The 19,739-nt window shown below is 43.1% G+C and carries 17 protein-coding genes and 1 other annotated feature; of the genes, 15 read left to right on the top strand and 2 right to left on the bottom strand.

All coding sequences use genetic code 11. The features are described from left to right. The first annotated feature begins 2 nt into the window (after positions 1-2). From fabF to ACK1LH_RS05010, 9 genes are all read left to right on the top strand, one after another. The gene (gene fabF, locus ACK1LH_RS04970; protein WP_029282649.1) at positions 3-1,241 is read left to right on the top strand and encodes a beta-ketoacyl-ACP synthase II; all 1,239 of its coding nucleotides are present in this window, start codon (positions 3-5) and stop codon (positions 1,239-1,241) included. A 548-nt stretch (positions 1,242-1,789) separates the two neighbouring features. Then, entirely contained in the window at positions 1,790-2,575 is a 786-nt protein-coding gene (locus ACK1LH_RS04975; RefSeq protein WP_029282647.1) for a DUF2268 domain-containing protein, read from the top strand. A gap of 203 nt (positions 2,576-2,778) precedes the next feature. Then, the gene (locus ACK1LH_RS04980; protein ID WP_029282645.1) at positions 2,779-3,765 is read left to right on the top strand and encodes an ABC transporter ATP-binding protein; all 987 of its coding nucleotides are present in this window, start codon (positions 2,779-2,781) and stop codon (positions 3,763-3,765) included. Beyond that, entirely contained in the window at positions 3,762-4,778 is a 1,017-nt protein-coding gene (locus ACK1LH_RS04985; RefSeq protein WP_035206457.1) for an ABC transporter ATP-binding protein, read from the top strand. The genes ACK1LH_RS04980 and ACK1LH_RS04985 overlap by 4 nt, the downstream gene beginning before the upstream one ends. Before the next feature lie 107 nt (positions 4,779-4,885). After that, on the top strand, positions 4,886-6,535 hold the full coding sequence (locus ACK1LH_RS04990; RefSeq protein ID WP_029565134.1) for a peptide-binding protein: 1,650 nt from the start codon (positions 4,886-4,888) through the stop codon (positions 6,533-6,535). A 174-nt stretch (positions 6,536-6,709) separates the two neighbouring features. After that, entirely contained in the window at positions 6,710-7,660 is a 951-nt protein-coding gene (locus tag ACK1LH_RS04995; protein WP_029282639.1) for an ABC transporter permease, read from the top strand. A gap of 13 nt (positions 7,661-7,673) precedes the next feature. Beyond that, the gene (gene opp4C, locus ACK1LH_RS05000; protein ID WP_029565135.1) at positions 7,674-8,591 is read left to right on the top strand and encodes an oligopeptide ABC transporter permease; all 918 of its coding nucleotides are present in this window, start codon (positions 7,674-7,676) and stop codon (positions 8,589-8,591) included. Positions 8,592-8,813: 222 nt separating this feature from the next. Beyond that, positions 8,814-9,560, top strand: a complete 747-nt coding sequence (locus ACK1LH_RS05005; protein ID WP_029282635.1) for a YjbA family protein — start codon at positions 8,814-8,816, stop codon at positions 9,558-9,560. 154 nt (positions 9,561-9,714) lie between these two features. Next, positions 9,715-10,200 carry an STAS domain-containing protein gene (locus tag ACK1LH_RS05010; RefSeq protein ID WP_029282633.1) on the top strand — a complete coding sequence of 162 codons (486 nt, stop codon included), beginning with the start codon at positions 9,715-9,717 and terminating at the stop codon, positions 10,198-10,200. Positions 10,201-10,245: 45 nt separating this feature from the next. Here ACK1LH_RS05010 and trpS read toward each other — a convergent pair whose 3' ends face one another. Continuing rightward, on the bottom strand, positions 10,246-11,235 hold the full coding sequence (trpS, locus tag ACK1LH_RS05015; RefSeq protein ID WP_029282631.1) for a tryptophan--tRNA ligase: 990 nt from the start codon (positions 11,233-11,235) through the stop codon (positions 10,246-10,248). A 52-nt stretch (positions 11,236-11,287) separates the two neighbouring features. Next, positions 11,288-11,502: a binding site (T-box leader), on the bottom strand. Between the two features lie 47 nt (positions 11,503-11,549). Further along, positions 11,550-11,909 carry a DUF3899 domain-containing protein gene (locus ACK1LH_RS05020; protein ID WP_411334635.1) on the bottom strand — a complete coding sequence of 120 codons (360 nt, stop codon included), beginning with the start codon at positions 11,907-11,909 and terminating at the stop codon, positions 11,550-11,552. 416 nt (positions 11,910-12,325) lie between these two features. Between ACK1LH_RS05020 and ACK1LH_RS05025 the strand changes: the two genes are divergently transcribed. From ACK1LH_RS05025 to ACK1LH_RS05050, 6 genes are all read left to right on the top strand, one after another. Next, a complete protein-coding gene (locus tag ACK1LH_RS05025; protein ID WP_029282627.1) occupies positions 12,326-14,023 on the top strand; it encodes a peptide ABC transporter substrate-binding protein in 1,698 nt (565 codons plus the stop codon). Between the two features lie 147 nt (positions 14,024-14,170). Then, positions 14,171-15,097: an oligopeptide ABC transporter permease gene (gene opp3b / locus ACK1LH_RS05030; protein ID WP_029282625.1), complete on the top strand. Its 927-nt coding sequence runs from the start codon at positions 14,171-14,173 to the stop codon at positions 15,095-15,097. Then, a complete protein-coding gene (gene opp3C, locus ACK1LH_RS05035) occupies positions 15,097-16,119 on the top strand; it encodes an oligopeptide ABC transporter permease (RefSeq protein WP_029282623.1) in 1,023 nt (340 codons plus the stop codon). Before opp3b ends, opp3C begins: the two co-directional genes overlap by 1 nt. 18 nt (positions 16,120-16,137) lie before the next feature. Continuing rightward, complete coding sequence (locus tag ACK1LH_RS05040) at positions 16,138-17,181, top strand: ABC transporter ATP-binding protein (protein WP_029282621.1); 1,044 nt, start codon at positions 16,138-16,140, stop codon at positions 17,179-17,181. Positions 17,182-17,184: 3 nt separating this feature from the next. Further along, a complete protein-coding gene (locus tag ACK1LH_RS05045) occupies positions 17,185-18,123 on the top strand; it encodes an ABC transporter ATP-binding protein (protein WP_029282619.1) in 939 nt (312 codons plus the stop codon). 173 nt (positions 18,124-18,296) lie between these two features. After that, positions 18,297-19,499: a putative glycoside hydrolase gene (locus ACK1LH_RS05050; RefSeq protein ID WP_411334636.1), complete on the top strand. Its 1,203-nt coding sequence runs from the start codon at positions 18,297-18,299 to the stop codon at positions 19,497-19,499. Positions 19,500-19,739 lie beyond the last annotated feature (240 nt).

Consider the following 19,739-nt stretch of genomic DNA (forward strand, 5'->3'; position numbering starts at 1 on the left):
AGATGACAAACAGGCGAGTTGTTGTAACTGGACTTGGAGCCATTACTCCAATTGGAAGCGATGCAGCGTCCACTTGGGACAATGCAATTAAAGGGGTATCAGGTGTCGGCCCGCTGACGCGGATTGATTCTGCTGATTACCCTGCAAAAGTGGCGGCAGAAATTAAGGACTTTGATGTTGAGAAGTATATGGATAAAAAAGATGCAAGAAAGATGGACCGTTTTACTCAATATGCAGTAGCAGCCTCTTTTATGGCAGTTAAAGATGCAAAGCTTGAAATTACAGATGAGATTGCACCTCGTGTTGGAGTATGGATCGGATCAGGCATCGGCGGGATGGAAACCTTTGAAAATCAGTTTGAAACATTGCTGACAAAAGGTGCAAGACGCGTAAGCCCATTCTTTGTTCCAATGATGATTCCGGATATGGCAGCAGGCCAGGTGTCGATTGCTTTAGGGGCAAAAGGATTTAACTCATGTACGGTAACAGCATGTGCTACCGGCACAAACTCAATTGGTGATGCATTTAAAGTTATTCAGCGCGGTGATTCCGATGTAATGATCACAGGCGGAACAGAAGCACCGATTACAAGAATGGCGTTTGCCGGCTTCAGCGCAAGCAAAGCCCTATCCACAAATCAGGATCCGGCAACGGCAAGCAGACCGTTTGATGCAAACCGCGACGGATTTGTCATGGGAGAAGGAGCGGGAATTCTTGTTCTTGAAGAGCTGCAGCATGCACTCGACCGCGGAGCGCCGATTTATGCAGAAATCGTCGGCTACGGAGCTACCGGTGATGCTCACCATATCACGGCTCCAGCACCTGGAGGAGAAGGCGGCGTGCGCGCAATGAGAATGGCGCTTGAAAACGGCGGCCTGTTACCAGAAGACGTTGATTACGTAAATGCCCATGGCACAAGCACTCCTTATAATGATAAATTTGAGACGCTTGCCATTAAAGAAGTATTTGGAGAGCACGCATACAAGCTTGCCGTTTCATCAACAAAATCCATGACAGGGCACTTGCTTGGAGCAGCGGGCGGTGTTGAAGCCATTCTTTCGATTCTTGCCATCAAAGAAGGCATCATTCCTCCAACCATTAATCTTCATGAAAAGGATCCGGAATGTGACCTTGACTACGTTCCAAACGAGGCAAGAAAAACGGAAGTGAATGTTGCTCTGAGCAATTCACTTGGATTCGGCGGACATAACGCAACGATTATTTTTAAGAAATATCAATGATAATCTGAACGAGGCAAAAGTCAGATAGCAAAGAAATTTCCGGACTATGATTAATAGTTCGGATTTTTTTGTATAAATGATTTTTATCAGAGCCAATGAAACACTCGGTGTAGTGGCGCCAAAAACAAGGTTCAATTTTGAGAAAAAGTGGCATCACTCGTTGTAGTGGCACCACAAACAAGGATCCAAGTGCAGGAAAAGTGGTATCACTCGGTGTAATGACGCTATAAACAAGGGACCAAGTCCGAGAAAAGTGGCATCATTCGGTGTAGTGGCGCCACAAACAAGGATTCAAGCGCAGGAAAAGTGGCATCACTCGGTGTAGTGACGCCACAAACAAGGGCCCAAGTCCGAGAAAAGTGGTATCACTCGGTGTAGTGACGCCACGAACAATGGCCCAAGTCCGAGAAAAGTGGCAGAACTTTCAGCGATTACACAAACTGGAATACATTACCGCAAAACGACAGCACACTTCCCATTTTCATTTCCCCTTTCACCCTCCCGCGCGCCTCTTCATAAGATACCGCAGAGGGGAGTGCGGATGTTTTATGACTGTAATCAAGACAAATGAATGGCTCGGAGAATCAACCGATCATCTTAAAATTTGCGGACGGCTGAAGCCGTACTTTCATAATAGCAGCACAAGGGAAATCAGCGGCTATTTGCATTCTTTTGGTATGTACAAAGGGGAAGAAGCAGGTCGACTGCTGTTTGCAGATTTGAAGAAAAACAAGGTGTGGGATATTGTGAGGGCGGATGAAGCACTGCTCAAAAAGGAATGGTCAGGTCCGGATGTGCCTGTATTCATTCTGCCTGCTGATGCGGCCAACAGGAAAATGCGTGATGAATTTGGCGGGAAATCAGGTCTTGCCTTTCATGATAAACTCTTTTTGTTTCTGTCGGATAACAGCAAAAGAGACATTCAGACAATCCTGACTCATGAATATCATCATGTCTGCAGGCTTGCAAAAGACCCGAAAAAGGAAAGGGACTATACGCTGATGGATGCGGTCATTCTTGAGGGCTTGGCAGAGAATGCAGTCAGGGTGAGGATGGGGGAAGAATATGCAGGATCCTGGACGAAGCGTTATACCAAGGATCAGGTTCAGTCTTTCTATGAGAAAATCTTAAAACCCAATCTTGAGCTGAAAAGCGATTCAAGAAAGTTCACTCAAATCATGTTCGGAACAGGCTTTTATCCAAAGATGCTGGGATACGCAGCAGGCTATCATATCGTGAAGGACTATATGGAAAAGACAAAAATAAACATGACAGATCTCTTTTTTGTTTCGTCAGACGAAATAGTTAATAAGTCATTCATAAAACCCAAGTAAGGGTTTTTTTGTTGGTATTTTTTCCTAGTAAAGACAGGAATTTATTAAAAAAATTACAATATTTTAAAAATTCGCTTGCTTTTGTAAAACTTTTGTAATACTATACAAATATATATTTTCTGACTATTCTATGTTTACAAAAAGTTAAGATGATTTATATAATTAATAAGGGAATTCTTTACATCATAGGGCGGTGAAGGGTATTGTCAGTACTGTTGGAAGTTAAGAATCTGAAAACATATTTTTACAAAAAGAAGCAAGCTGTTCCTGCTGTGGACGGCGTTGACTTGAAAATACATAAAGGTGAGACGGTTGCACTTGTAGGGGAATCGGGATCGGGCAAAAGTATTACCTCTCTTTCGATTATGGGACTTGTGCCAAGTCCAGGAGGAAAGATAGTTGATGGAGAAATTCTGCTTAACGGCAAGGATTTGGCCAAGCTTTCCGAAAAGGAATTGTGCAAGGTGCGTGGAAATGACATCTCAATGATTTTCCAGGAGCCGATGACCTCTCTGAATCCTGTTCTGACCATCGGCGACCAGATCACAGAAGTGCTGATGTACCATCAGAAGCTTCCAAAAAATCAGGCTGTCAAAAAAGCAATTGAGCTTTTGAGATTAGTAGGGTTCAGCCGGGCTGATGAAATTATTTATGATTATCCTCACAGATTATCAGGCGGAATGCGCCAGCGTGTTATGATCGCGATCGCGATGAGCTGCAACCCGAAGCTCCTGATTGCGGATGAGCCGACAACGGCACTGGATGTTACCATTCAGGCACAGATTCTGGACCTGATGAAAGATGTCAGCCAGAAATTTGATACTAGTATTCTCTTAATCACTCACGATCTCGGCGTTGTATCTGAAATAGCCGAGAGAGTAGTAGTCATGTATTGCGGACAGGTAGTTGAAGAAGCGTCCGTAGATGATTTGTTTGATGCACCGCTTCACCCTTACACTCAGGGACTCATGGCTTCCATTCCTTCAATAGACGGTGAAATTGAGAAGCTGAATTCAATTCCGGGCAACGTTCCAACACCGGATAATCTTCCTGCAGGCTGTAGGTTTGCACCAAGATGCCCAAAAGCATTTGATAAATGTTTCAGCGCTCTTCCTGAGTTGACGCAGCATTCAGCTCATCGCTCTGTCCGGTGCTTTTTATATGATGACGAGGAGGCTGCCGTTCAATGAAAGTTGCAGATGCAGAAAGAAAGACAGCGCAGCTGAAAAACGATGAAACGATTCTTCAGCTGATAGATGTACAGAAGCATTTTCCGATCAAATCGGGAATTCTTCAAAAAACGGCAGGGTATGTAAAGGCCGTAGATGGAATCAACCTGACTGTTAAAAAGGGAGAAACCATCGGAATAGTAGGTGAATCAGGCTGCGGAAAATCTACTGCAGGGCGGACGATTATCCGTCTGTATGAGCCAACCGGCGGGAAAATTCTGTTCGACGGACAGGATATCTCCCATTTACCCGAAAGCGAGCTCCGCAAAACCGTCCGGAAAAATATTCAGATGGTGTTTCAGGATCCGTTCGCTTCATTAAATCCGAGAAAAACATTAGGTTCCATCATTAAAGAACCGATGAACACCCATAATCTTTACAGAGGAAAAGAAAGAACTGAAAAAGTAGAAGAGCTGCTTGAAAAGGTAGGATTGAATGCATCCTTCATCAACCGCTATCCTCATGAATTTTCAGGAGGACAGCGCCAGAGAATCGGGATCGCGCGGGCCATTGCCCTGAATCCTCAGATGGTCATTGCGGATGAAGCCGTGTCGGCGCTTGATGTGTCGATTCAGGCACAGATTATTAATCTATTAGAAGATCTGCAGGATGAGTTTAACCTGACCTATATGTTCATCTCGCATGACTTGAGTGTTGTGAGACACATAAGCGACCGTGTCGGAGTGATGTATCTTGGCAAAATGATGGAACTGGCTGATAAAAACAGCCTCTACTCTGAGCCGCTGCATCCTTATACCCAAGCACTGCTTTCAGCCGTTCCGGTTCCAAGAAAAGCAGGTATGGCAAGACGGGAGCGAATCGTCCTGAAGGGAGAATTGCCGAGCCCGGCAAATCCTCCGCAAGGCTGCGTATTCCATACAAGATGTCCGGCTGCAACAAGCGCCTGCCGCGAAGCCGTTCCGCAATTTAAAGAAGTAAAGAAAAATCACTTTGTTGCTTGCCATCTTTATTGATGGCAAGATCAGCATACATCACGCTCTTGAAGGGGGGAGATGGCAGAAGCCATAACTTGTCAGTCAAGAAATCTAAAAATTAAAAATTTTTAAGGGGGAAATACGAAGTGAAACAACGTAAAGGTTTATTTACACTGCTTAGCTTACTGCTGGTATTCTCTTTGTTCCTTGCTGCATGCAACAGCGGCGCAGGCGACAAACCAGCTTCAGGTTCTGGCGACAAAGACAAACCGGCTGAAGATGCCGGCGAACCGCAAATGGGCGGAGATTTAGTAGTTGGAACGATTGGCGGACCAACATTGTTTAACCCGATGTATTCTACAGATGCTTCAAGCTCTGATATCGAAGGCTTCATCTTTGACGGACTTGTGTCTTCTGACACTGAGTTCAACCCGACTTTGCACCTCGCTGAAAAAATCGACGTGTCTGAAGACGGTTTAACGTACACTGTAAAAATCAAAGAAGGCGTAAAATTCCATGACGGCGAAGAGCTTACTGCAGATGACGTAGTATTTACATACGGCATCCCTAAAAGCCCTGACTATGTCGGCGAGCGCGGATCTGGTTTTGAGTCTTTAGAAACAGTTACTAAAAAAGGCGACTATGAAGTAGAATTCAAGCTTAACAAGAAAGATGCTTCATTCTACCCTGTTTCTCTAAGCTACGGAATCCTTCCTGAGCATATCCTTGGAAAAGTTCCAGTGGGTGAGCTTGGCGAGAACGAATTCAACACAAAATCTCCAATCGGTACAGGCCCATTCAAATTTGTTGAGTGGAAAGACGGAGAATATGTAAAAGTTGAAAAGAACAAAGATTACTTCCTTGGCGAGCCATACCTTGATTCAATCACGTACAAAATCGTTCCTGACCAGGATGCTCTTCTTGCACAGCTTCAAGCTGGCGATGTTCAATTCACAGAAGTTCCAGGTACTGACATTGAAACAGTAAAAAGCACATTCAGCGGCGTAAAAGTTGAGTCTGGCTTAGGTCTTTCTTACACTTACATCGGCTGGAACCAAAAGAACGACCTTTTCAAAGATGTTAAAGTACGCCAGGCTCTAACAATGGCGCTTGACAGAGAATCTATGGTTTCATCTGTTATGAACGGCGACGGTGAAGTAGCTCACGTTCCTGAGAGCCCGCTTTCTTTCGCATACAGTGACGATGTAACAAAGTTCTCTTATGATGTAGAAAAAGCAAAATCAATGCTTAAAGAAGCTGGATGGGAAGATACTGACGGCGACGGCATTCTTGACAAAGACGGCAAGAAATTCTCATTCTCACTAAAAACGAACCAAGGTAACAAAATCCGTGAAGATATCGCGGTTGTTGTACAGCAGCAATTAAAAGAAATCGGTATCGAAGTTAAGCCTGAGATCATCGAGTTCTCTGCTTTCATCGAGCAGGTTTCAGCACCAAACTGGGATTTCGATGCAATGATCTTAGGATGGAGCTTGTCTACATTCCCTGATCAATATGACATCTTCCACTCAAGCCAAATTGCTGAAGGCTTAAACATGACTGATTACACAAACAAAGAAGCAGACAAGTTAATGGAAGAAGCGAAACAAATTCTTGATCAAGATGAGTATGCTAAAAAGTATGCTGACATCTACAAGCTTATTGCTGAAGACCAGCCTTACACATTCCTGTACTATCCAAACGTTCACCGCGTAATGCCTGAAAATCTTCAAGGCTACGAGTTTAACGCGAAGTCTGAGTACTACAACATCCACAAATGGTGGTTAAAACAGTAATTAGTTACTGAAACACTTCAAGGAACGTGCAGAGGGAAGGGAGCATCCCTTCCCTTGTTTTTATGAAGAGAAATGTGCACATTTCTTACTAATTTCGAAAATTGAACGAGTCTGTTTGTTTCTGGACCCTGTTTTTACCTATAGAAAATTGAGAAGGAAAGGGGAGATCTAGCTGTGCTTACTTATATCGTCCGCCGAACATTGATGGCTATTCCCTTATTGTTAGGTATTACAATTATCTCTTTTGCGATTATCAGACTTGCACCTGGAGACCCGACAACACTTTTAATGGACCCGACTATCAGTCCTGCTGATAAGGCGAAATTTATGGAGAAATACGGATTAAATGATCCTGTACACGTTCAATACTTGAAATGGCTTGGAAGCATGGTGCAGGGTGACTTCGGGACATCTCTTATCCGTAAGGGTGTGCCTGTAAGCGAAATGATCATGAACCGTTTGCCGAATACGCTGTTGCTTATGGTTGTCTCTACTGTTCTGGCTCTGATCATTGCCATTCCTTTTGGCATTATTTCTGCAGCAAGACCTTACACAAAAGTTGATTACACTGTATCTGTCACTTCATTCCTTGGACTGGCTACCCCTAACTTCTGGCTCGGGCTGATTTTAATCATGGTCTTTGCCGTTCAGCTCAACTGGTTCCCGACCGGAGGGACCTCAACCTTGAATGCCGAATTCAGCATATGGGACAGGATTCACCATCTCATGCTGCCTGCATTTGTTCTTGCCTCTGCCGATATGGCGGGCTTGACGAGGTATTCAAGGTCAAGCATGTTCGACGTCCTGAAGCAGGATTATATGAGAACTGCCCGTGCAAAAGGGTTTAAAGAATCGAAAGTCATTATTAAACACGGCGTGCGCAATGGTTTGATTCCAATCATCACTATTTTCGGTCTGATGATTCCTTCCTTTATTGGAGGAGCTGTCGTTGTTGAGAAAATTTTCTCATGGCCTGGAATTGGACTTCTTTTCATTGATTCTGCATTCCAGCGTGATTATCCGGTTATTATGGCGTTAACTGTTATTTCAGCTGTTTTTGTCGTCATCGGAAACTTAATTGCTGACATTCTTTACGCAATCTTCGATCCGAGAATCGAGTACTAGGAGGGGGAGCACAATGGCACAAACAAACCTTACACCGGAAACTTCTGGTCAGCTGGCGGTTCACGGGATCAAAGCGAACCCTGACACGTTAACGAAAATATTCTTCAGAAAGTTTGCCAAAAACAAACTGGCTGTTGCAGGTGCTGCATTCCTGATCTTTATCATCTCTGCAGCCATTCTGGCACCTGTCATTGCACCATATGCTTATGAGACACAGGATTTGACGAAAAGACTGGTTCCGCCAGGCGGAGCCGAGAACTTGCTTGGAACAGACCGGTTTGGACGGGATTTGCTGACGCGTCTGCTGTACGGGGCGCAAGTATCCCTGCTTGTTGGATTTGCTTCCGTGCTTGGATCCATTACAATCGGTACAGTAGTCGGAGCTGTAGCCGGTTATTTTGGAGGCATTATTGATGCCATTCTGATGAGATTTGTTGATATTGTTCTTTCAATCCCGCAAATCTTTCTTCTGATTACGCTTGTAACCATCTTTAAACCGGGTGTAGACAAGCTGATCATCATTTTTGCGGTACTTGGCTGGACGACAACTGCGCGTCTTGTCCGCGGTGAATTTCTGTCGCTGCGAACACGTGAGTTTGTTCTTGCTTCCAAGACAATTGGAACAAAAAGCTTTAAGATTATTTTCTCTCACATCCTGCCGAATGCGATTGGGCCGATCATCGTTTCTGCCACCCTTTCAGTAGGCGGAGTTATTCTTGCCGAGTCAACGCTCAGCTACCTTGGTCTAGGCATTCAGCCTCCGACAGCAAGCTGGGGCAATATGCTGCAGGATGCACAGAACTTTACCATTCTGCTGAAATCACCTTGGTACCCGCTATTGCCGGGTTCATTGATTCTCCTGACAGTTCTTGCCTTCAACTTTGTAGGGGACGGTTTAAGAGACGCGCTGGATCCAAAAGTAAACGAATAACAAGAAGAACAGCCAAGATATTGTTTCTTGGCTATTTTTTATTGTAAAAGTAAAATAGTTTTTCCACGTCCAGCTCCAGCGCCTAGATCCTCTGTCAGAACAAGGCGCTGGAGCTTTTGGATTTTGTCGAAAGAATTCAACCATAAAATGAACGAATTGGAATATATTTTCTTTTCCCTGCCTATACTGAAAGACAAAAGCATCGGAAGTGAGGGGTAAGAAATGTTGTTTCTTCATGATGTATGGGTGAATTGGTTCGAGGGTGAAGAAAACGGGTACAACGTGTGTCATTTTCACGAATGGAGAAAAGACGACAGTGTTGAGCTTTTGGATCAGGTTCCTCTGTTTAGAGTAAATTCGGTTTTATTCCATTATATTGAAAACGATTTGTCGGAGCTGCCGCAGGGACTGCTTAAGGACGCCTTTCAAAAGGCATATATCAGAAAAAATCATGAACGGATTCAGCTTGATTATTGTTTTGTCGTCACAGACGGCGAAGGAATTCTTGCCGTTGATACAATCGGCTACAGTATTCCTGTCCGCAAAAGCCGGCTCATTCCAAGACAGGAACAGCTGGTATATGAAATGATAAAAGAAGTAGAAGCTGAAGAATATACGTATGAGGCAGAAATTCTTGAAAAAGAATTTCACATCCTCTCTCCAAGTCCATCTCAAATGAACGGGCTGACCCGCAAGGAGAGACAGCTTAAGCAGCTGCTGTTTATGGCCCTGGATCAGCTTCAGTCAACTAAGAATGCAGCAGAGGTGAAATACTGGTATACAGAATGGAATCCGTCTATGTACGAAACCATTCAGGATTTAAGCTTTGAGGATGTGTGGCAAAAGCTTTACAATGAGACTGTTTCAGGCTGGAGCCCGAAACACATGATTCTTACAGAAAACTTGATTAAAGGCCAGCCCTTTTTTGAAAAACTGTGGGATATGGAGCATGAATCAAAAGTAAATTGAGACAAGCTTAAAAGAAGCCAAAATTGGCTTCTTTTTTGTTCAGGTTAAAAAAAGACCGGAATAACCTTGCCAAAGACTTCAATTAACAGGTAAAGAAGCTGAAACAATGGTAAAATAAAATAAAATAAAGTCATTCATTTGAGCGAGGGCATATATGATAAGTGAAAAAGTAAATGTGGAAGAGCTGCAGGATGAAATTATCGAGTTGAAAAGGCAGCTTCGGGAACAAGAAGAACTGATCAGAGAAATTTCTGTTCCGATTATTCCTTCGATCATACCGGAAACCATTCTTGTGCCGATTACCGGGAAGCTTTCATCAGATCGGTTTGATATGATTACATCTAAAATTCTGGAAACATCTCACGCAAATGAAGTTGCCACTGTCATCATCGATTTTACCGCTATATCAGAACGGGAAATCGGGGAGGTTGAACTGTTTGGATCCTATATCCAGCAATTGACGGCTGCAGTAAGGCTCATGGGCATTCAGATTCTGTTCGTCGGTTTTGGCCCTGCTGTCATCCAGCTGTTAATTTCATCTGGCTTATCAAACAGCCAGGACATCAAGACGTTTTTAACCTTCCGGACGGCACTGCAGTACTTAATGATGGAAAAAGGCATGGAATTTGAAAAAATGTAGCAGGTAAAAAAAGGGAGAGAGCTCTTAATGAGCCCTCTCCCTTTTTTATTTTCGTTTTCTTCCAAGACCCATTGCGCTTTCCATCTTTTTAATCATTTTTCCTGCCTGTGCGTTTGCACGCTCAGCCCCGCGGTCAAGGATTTCGTCAAGTTCATCTGATTCAACAAGAGAATAATATTTTTCCTGAATTGGCTGCAGGGCGTTAATCACGGCAGCAGCGGTGTCGGCTTTAAAATCTCCGTAGCCTTTTCCTTCATATTTTTTCTCCAGGTCTTCGATGGAAATGCCTGAAAGAATAGAAAAGATGGAGAGGAGGTTAGATACGCCAGGCTTATTCTCTTTATCAAATTTCACGATGCCCTCTGAATCGGTAACCGCACTTTTGATCTTCTTTTCAATCACTTTCGGATCGTCCAGCAGTGTGATAAATGCTTTCTGGTTTGGATCTGATTTGCTCATTTTTTTCGTCGGATCTGCAAGGGACATAATTCTTGCACCGATCTTTGGAATGCGCACTTCAGGGACGGTAAAGATGTCATTGTATTTTTTATTAAAACGTTCGGCTAAGTCTCTTGTGAGCTCCAGATGCTGTTTCTGGTCTTCGCCGACTGGAACGAGATCCGTTTTATATAGTAGAATGTCGGCAGCCATCAGAGGCGGATAGGTTAACAGTCCGGCAGAAACGGCTTCTTTGCCAGCTGATTTGTCCTTGAACTGAGTCATTCGCTCAAGTTCGCCGATATAGGCCACACATTGCATCATCCATCCAGCCTGTGCGTGTGCCGGAACCTCTGACTGAATGAACAATGTTGCTTTTTCAGGATCAAGTCCTACAGCTAAATATAGTGCTGCAAGGCTTTTTATGCTCTTGCGGAGCTGCAGGCGGTCCTGCGGCTGTGTGATGGCATGCTGGTCAACAATGCAAAAATAGCAGTCATAATCATTCTGCAGGTCAACAAACTGTTTCATAGCTCCGATATAGTTTCCTAATGTGACATTACCTGTGGGCTGGATGCCCGAAAAAATAGTTTTCATATCCTCACTCCTTCTTAAAATAACGCAAAAAAGCCCATTCGTCCCCTTGACTAAAAGGGACGAATGGACCGCGGTGCCACCCTGATTATTTCTGCAGCAGAAATCACTTAGCGTCTTTTATCGCAAGACGAAACGGCTGATCCTACTTTGAAGTTCAGTCAGCTGCTCAAAAGTCCATTCCGCAGTGTTTATTGTCCGCCTTTCACCAGGCAGCAGACTCTCTGAAAAATAAGGTCACTGTGTACTACTCTTTTTCATCGCATTTACATGTTATTTCCTATATTATAGTGGCTTTCGGACTCGTTTTCAACTGTTCAAAAATAATAAACAGCAAGAGCTGCAAGCATTGTAGCTGCAAGAACCAGTCCGGCAAACAAAAACGGGGTATATTCAACCCGCAGGAGTTCAGAGAAGAGTCTCATTTCCTCTACTTCCTTCTTATCAAGGTCCCGGCCTTTGGATTGAAAGGTCCTTCTGAACCCCTGAGTGATGCCGTCAAAAAATCCGCCTTCAGCAACCAGAAGAAATAGGGAAGTAAAGAGCAGAAGCCCGGAAATGTAAAATGAAATATTGATATAATGCAGCAGGCTGATCTCCTGATAGAAAAGCAGCGAAAGCAGCAAGACTAGAACAAATGACACGGTGAAGGATGATAAAAATAATTTTCGGTTCATAAATACCCTCTTTTTTCTTTTTATATTACTAAATTACGGGGATGATCAATAGTTTTTTTATATTGAAATATATAAAAAAAATTATTGTGAGAAAAGTAATACTACTCAGAATATTGTCAGTTTCCCTGCAAAATAGTTTATTAGCTATTGTTGTATATTGTATACATTTTTAATTTTACTTACAATTTAAAATCTTTACAAAGGCAGTGCTTCTGGCCATTTTTATGTTAAATGAATGAAATATCATGAAGAAATACTGTGGATAATATAGGTATAAAGGACTATTTTTGCTTTAAAAAAGTCTTAATTTTATTGCATTTGTGTAAATTTTATTAAAAAAATGAATGTACAAAAATTCGAAAGCTTGTATAATAGTGTTTGTAAGAATTTTTTAAAAATAAAAGGGAGGGTAATAAATGAAAAAGTCAAAATTTTCATTGCTTTTAGTCCTTTCGCTTGTACTGAGCGTTTTCTTAACTGCTTGCTACGGCGGAGGCGGATCCAGTTCTTCTGATGGAGGAGACAAAGACAAAGACTCTAAAGAAGCAGCTAATGTGCCTCAGGAGCTGAAAGTACTTGAATCTTCTGAGATTCCATCTATGGACTCAGTTCTTGCAGAAGATACAATCAGTTTATCTCAATTAAACAATACGAATGAAGGTTTATACCGTATTGATGAAAACCAGGAGCCAATCCCGGGTATGGCTGACGGCGAGCCGGAAGCTAACGAAGACGGCACTGAGTACACAATCAAAATCAAAGAAGACGCTAAATGGTCTAATGGAGAGCCTGTAACAGCTAACGACTTCGTTTTTGCATGGCAGCGCGCTCTTAACCCTGACACAGGATCTGCTTACGGTCCATACATGATGATGGGTAAAATCAAAAATGCTGAAGCATTATATAATGGTAAAGCTAAACCTGAAGATCTTGGAGTTAAAGCTCAAGACGAAAAGACACTTGTTGTGACTCTTGAAAAACCGATTCCTTTCTTCAAGTCATTAATGGCATTCCCTACGTTCTATCCTCAGAACCAAAAGTATGTTGAAGAGCAAGGCGAAAATTTCGGTAAGAAGTCTGAAAATTTAGTGTTCAACGGACCATTCGCAATCAATGGATGGGAAGGACCTGCTGATACTGAGTGGACTTTAGAGAAAAACGCTGAGTACTGGGATGCAAAAAATGTAAGTCTTGAGAAAATTACGTTCAACGTATCTAAAGATCCTCAAGCTGCAGCTAATGCGTTCGAAGCTGGAGAAGCTGATGTAACTCCTAAGCTTTCAACTCCTGCTGTTATCGCTCAATATGAAGGTGACGACCGTCTTGAAAGATGGCTAGAGCCGACAATCTTCTGGCTTAAATTGAACCAAAAGAACGAAGCTCTTGCTAACGTGAACATCCGTAAAGCAATTGCAATGGCATTTAATAAAGAAGATTTAACGAACGAAATTTTAAACAACGGTTCTAAACCGGCTAACTATGCTGTACCTGCTGAATTTGTTACACACCCTGAAACGGGCGAAGATTTCCGTGAAGTTAACAAGGACCTTCTGACTTACAACCCTGAAGAAGCTAAAAAACTTTGGGAAAAAGGCTTAGCAGAAATCGGCAAGAAAGAAGTTAAACTTGTGTACCTTGGCGGAGACACTGAAACATCTAAAACAGTTGACTCTTATATGAAAGACCAGCTTCAAAACACGCTTCCTGGTTTAACTATCGACGTTCAAAGCGTACCATTCAGCGTGCGTCTTGACCGTGACAAAACGATGGATTATGACATCCAGGCTGCTGGATGGGGTCCTGACTACCTTGACCCGATCTCATTCTCTGATCTATGGATCACAGATGGCGGAAACAACAGAATGGCTTATTCAAACGAAAAATATGACAAGCTCTTAAAAGACGCTCAAACAACACTAGCTAACGATCCTGCTAAACGTTTTGCTGCTCTTCAAGAAGCTGAAAAAGTACTATTAGAAGAAGATGCGGGTATTGCTCCAATGTATCAGCGTGCCTCAAACCTTCTGATCAACAAAAAGGTTGAAGGCTTTACGTACCACCTTGTAGGACCTGAGTACAGCTACAAGTGGATTAAAATCACAGACGCTGAGTAATTTTTAGTTGCAGTTACCAGAAAAATGATTATAATCAAAAAGAATAAGAAGAGAGTATATACGATATACTCTCTTTTTACCTGCTAAAGAATTGTCGAATTATGTAGATGATTCTGAATTTTTTATATAGTTCCAGGAGGTGCACACATGGTCAAATATTTAGGGCAACGCATCATTTATATGTTAATTACATTAATATTAATTGCCTCTTTCACATTTTTCCTAATGAAACTGATCCCCGGTACTCCATTTAACAGTGCCAAGCTTTCTGACTCGCAAATTGAGATTATGAAAGAAAAATACGGGCTGGACGAACCTGTACCAGTGCAGTATATCACCTATATGACCAATATTGTAAAAGGTGATTTTGGAGTATCTTTCCAATTCGACAACACTCCGGTATCTGAGCTTTTAGCTGCTCGTATCGCCCCTTCTGCAACCCTCGGATTTCAGGCAATGTTTGTGGGAACAATTTTTGGTATTTTTCTTGGTGTCATTGGAGCTCTCCGCCAGAATACCTGGATTGATTATGGTGCAACATTTTTCGCTGTTATCGGTAAGTCGATCCCGTCGTTCGTTTTCGCGGGACTGCTTCAATACTATATTGGTGTTAAAGCCGGCTGGCTCCCTGTTGCCTTCTGGCGCGGACCTGAGTACAGCATTCTGCCGACAATCGCTCTTGCGATGTTCCCGATTGCGATTGCTGCACGTTTTATGAGAACGGAAATGATCGATGTTTTAAATTCTGACTACATCACGCTTGCTAAAGCAAAAGGTGCAAGCTACTTTGAAATTGCGTTTAAGCATGCGCTCAGAAACGCGCTGATTCCTGTTGTAACGGTTCTTGGACCGCTTGCAGTAGGTTTGATGACAGGATCTCTTGTCATTGAAAAGATTTTCTCTGTACCGGGTCTTGGAGAGCAGTTCGTTAAATCGATCACTGTAAATGATTATCCGGTCATCATGGGTACAACCTTGCTGTTTGCATTCCTTTTTGTCGTCATCATTCTTGTTGTCGATATCCTTTACGGCATCATTGACCCACGAATTCGTTTAGCGGGAGGTAAAAAATAATGGCAGAAAAAGAAATCAGCAAAGAATTGTTCCAGCCCGCTAAAATTGATTCCTCTAAGAGTGAAGAGATTAACAAACCAAGTTTAAACTACTGGCAGGACGCGTGGCTTCGCGTCAAAAAGAATAAAGCTGCAGTAGTAAGCATGATTGTCATTGTATTATTGGCGCTGCTTGCTTTTATCGGGCCTGCTGTCAGCGGATATGATTCAGCCCGCCAAAAAGCAACGCACTCCAATCTGCCGCCGCGCATACAGGGACTTGAAAATGTGAGCTGGCTTCCATTCGACGGGACAAGAACCCTTAACAATGGGGAAGAAGTAAATGTTTATGAACAAAAACAAATTAAAGAGTACTACTGGCTCGGAACAGATAACCTTGGACGCGATCAGTTCACGCGTATCTGGAAAGGAACGCAGATTTCTCTTTACATCGCCTTCCTTGCAGCCTTTATTGATATGGTGATAGGAGTTGCCTATGGAGCTATATCAGGCTACTTTGGCGGCCGCATTGACAATGTCATGCAGCGTATTATTGAAGTGCTGATGGGAATACCGAACCTTGTTGTTGTTATTCTCATGATCCTGATTTTGAAACCTGGTATCATCTCAATTACTGTAGCCCTGACCATAACTGGTTGGGTCGGAATGGCGCGGGTTGTGCGTGCGCAGGTTCTGAAACTTAAAAATCAGGAATTCGTTCTTGCTTCCAGAACGCTTGGTGCAAGTCATTCAAAAATTATCTTTAAGCATTTGATCCCGAACTTAGTCGGTGTCATTATCATCAATACGATGTTCACGATTCCGAATGCGATCTTCTTTGAAGCATTCCTGAGCTTTATCGGTCTTGGACTTCAGGATCCGCTTGCTTCACTTGGAACACTGATTGATGAAGGATTCAAATCGATGAGAGCATTCCCGTATCAAATGATTTATCCTGCGATCGTAATCAGTGTCATTATGGTTGCATTCAATATGATTGCTGACGGACTGCGCGATGCGCTTGATCCGAAAATGAGAGACTAGAGGGCAGGTGAATAGACGATGGAAAAAATACTTGAAGTAAAAGACTTGCACATCTCCTTCCATACATTCGGAGGAGAAGTACAGGCAATCCGCGGAGTTGACTTTGACCTGAAAAAAGGAGAGACACTTGCTATTGTTGGTGAATCCGGGTCAGGGAAATCGGTTACGACTAAGTCAATCATGCGTCTGCTGCCTGAAAGCAACTCTGAAATTAAAAAAGGCCAGATCCTTTTTAACGGAAAAGATCTTGCTAAACTGAATGACAAACAGATGCAGAAGATTCGCGGAAAAGACATCTCTATGATTTTCCAGGATCCGATGACCTCTTTGAACCCGACTATGATTGTCGGTAAACAGATTATGGAACCCATTGTAAAACATCAGAATATGAGCAAATCACAGGCAAAAGAAAGAGCGATTGAGCTTCTTCGTCTTGTTGGAATTCCAAAGCCAGAGCTTCGCTTTAAACAATATCCGCACCAATTTTCTGGCGGTATGAGACAAAGGGTTGTTATCGCAATTGCTCTTGCCTGCAATCCTAAAGTCTTAATTGCGGACGAGCCTACAACAGCTCTTGATGTTACGATTCAGGCCCAGATCCTTGAACTGATGAAGGATCTTCAAAAGAAAATCGATACATCCATTATTTTCATTACGCATGACCTTGGGGTAGTGGCAAACGTTGCTGACCGGGTTGCTGTCATGTATGGCGGCAAGATTATTGAAATCGGCACGGTCGATGAAATTTTCTATAATCCGCAGCATCCATATACTTGGGGATTAATCAGTTCGATGCCAAGTCTTGATTCTCAGGATCAGGAACTTTATGCGATTCCTGGAACGCCTCCGAACTTGCTTAACCCTCCAAAAGGAGATGCATTTGCTGCGCGTAATGAATATGCAATGCAGATTGACTTGGAAGAGCAGCCGCCAATGTTTAAAGTGTCTGATACGCATTATGCGGCAACATGGCTGCTTCATCCGGACGCTCCAAAAGTAGAACCGCCGGCAGCTGTAAAACTGCGCCAGCGCAAATTCCCTGAAATCAAGGAGGGAAATTAACACATGCAAAAAGAAAAACTTCTTGAAGTGAAAAATCTGAAACAGCACTTTAATGTAGGGAAATCGAATGAAGTGAAAGCTGTTGACGGTATTTCGTTTGACATTTATAAAGGTGAAACACTTGGACTTGTCGGAGAATCCGGATGCGGAAAATCGACAACAGGCCGTTCAATCATCCGTCTGTATGAAGCAACCGGCGGTGAAGTGAAGTTTGGCGGTGTCAATGTCCATGGAAAAAAATCAAAAGCGGATCTGAAAATCTTTAACCGTAAAATGCAGATGATATTCCAGGATCCTTATGCCTCACTTAACCCAAGAATGAAAGTTTCTGACGTTATTGCCGAGGGAATTGATATTCACGGTCTTGCAAAATCAGATAAAGAGCGCATGGAGCGGGTATATGAACTGCTTGAAACAGTAGGTTTGAACCGTGAGCATGCGAACCGCTATCCCCATGAGTTCAGCGGAGGGCAGCGCCAGCGTATCGGAATCGCCCGCGCGCTGGCTGTTGATCCTGACTTCATTATTGCCGACGAGCCGATTTCAGCACTTGATGTTTCGATTCAGGCTCAGGTTGTCAACCTGATGAAAAAGCTTCAGCAGGAAAAAGGTCTTACGTACCTGTTCATTGCCCATGACCTTTCCATGGTTAAATACATCAGTGACCGCATTGGTGTTATGTACTTCGGAAAGCTTGTAGAGCTTGCAGATGCTGAAGAGCTTTACAACAATCCGATTCATCCTTATACACAGGCCCTATTGTCTGCGATTCCGCTTCCGGATCCGGATTATGAGCGCACGCGCATCAGAAAAAAATATGATCCTGCCCAGCACCAGTACACGGCAGGAGATGAACCGCAGTTCCGCGAAGTAAAACCAGGACATTTCGTTATGTGTTCAGAAGCGGAATTCAAACAATATCAGGCAAAATATACGAACTAATCGTGTTGAAGTGACCTCTTTTAAAGGGGGTCGCTTTTTTTGGGTCCATGGGAAATCGTGTATAAAAATTAGCAAATCCTGTTGGAATTTGTAAAAATAAGTCTCATTACATGTATGAACCTCCATACATGTCATTTATAATAAGAAGAAACTAGCCAAAGAGGGGTGGTAACATGGCTTTTTATAAGAAGGTTTTGCCTGCCGCTTTGCTTGCGTTCATACCTGTATTAGCAGGGGGACATCAAGCGCAAGCGGAACCCGTTTTAACCGCATCCGTTCATGAATCTAAAGAAATTGTTCATCAGCTGAAAGAGCTTCCTGAAGACATGCCCCGTTTTCTGTTTGATTCAGGTCTCGTGTTTCAATACCCTGATGCAATCAGAGGGATCTATGTGACAGGCCATTCAGCAGGCGGCAGCAAGTTCAGCCAGCTCATAAACCTGATTGATCAAACCGATTTAAACGCTATGGTTATCGATGTAAAAGATGATTTTGGGAATCTGACCTACATGCCTGAAAAAACGTCGCCCTACTACGGGATCAGTAAACAGTACATAAAAGATCCGGTTGCTATGCTTGGACAGCTTCAAAAAAAGAACATCTATCCGATTGCAAGAGTCGTTGTATTTAAGGACTCAGTTCTAGCTCAGCAGAAACCTGAATGGTCATTTCAGGACGGCAGCAGCGTATGGAAAAATGGCAGGGGTGAATCATTTGTTAATCCTTTTATGAAGGAAGTATGGGACTATAATGTAAACATCGCCATTGAGGCAGCTAAACTAGGATTCCAGGAAATACAGTTTGACTATGTACGTTTTCCGGAAGGATTTGAAAACAAAGATGCAGCCCTTACCTACAGCCAGGGCGAATATGGCCAGTTAAAGCAGGATAATGTTCAAAAAAGGGTAACAGCGGTTACGGACTTTGTAGCGTATGCAAAGGAAAAATTGAAGCCGTACGGCGTAAAGGTTTCTGTTGATATCTTCGGATACACAGCAACCCTTCCGGAAGCACCGGGCATCGGTCAGAACTTCTCAAAAATTTCAAGCCATGTAGATGTCATCTCCTCTATGATTTATCCGAGCCACTGGACGTCCTATTTCGGCATAGAAAAGCCCGATCTTAAACCATATGAGCTGATTACAGAATATGCAAAGCTTGAAAAGATAAAACTGGCAGAGCTGAAAAACAGTCCGGTCTCAAGACCATGGCTTCAGGACTTCACCGCCTCTTGGCTTGGCTCCGGCAATTATAAAAAGTACGGAAAAGAAGATGTAGAAGCCCAGATCAGGGCGCTTCAGGATCAGGGAATCAATGAATATCTCTTATGGAACGCCGGGAACAATTATACAAAGGGCGTTGATTATACCCCGTAAAAAAGAGGCAGGATCGTAACTGTTTTAGTCATGAAAAAACCGAACTAGGGAAATAGCCAGTTCGGTTTTTTGGCGTTAAAAGACTAGCTCCGGCACTGCAGCGAATGACGCCACAAAAGAAGAGCCAAATGCACCCAGTTATTGACTGGTCGTCTATTCTGCCTATAGCAGCACTATCCCTCGTCCATCGAACCGAGTTAGTGTTCTAATCCGCCTGAAGCAGCACTATCCCTCGTCCAT

This window comes from Metabacillus indicus, from assembly GCF_046603695.1.
In the GTDB taxonomy this organism is placed as follows: domain Bacteria; phylum Bacillota; class Bacilli; order Bacillales; family Bacillaceae; genus Bacillus_P; species Bacillus_P indicus.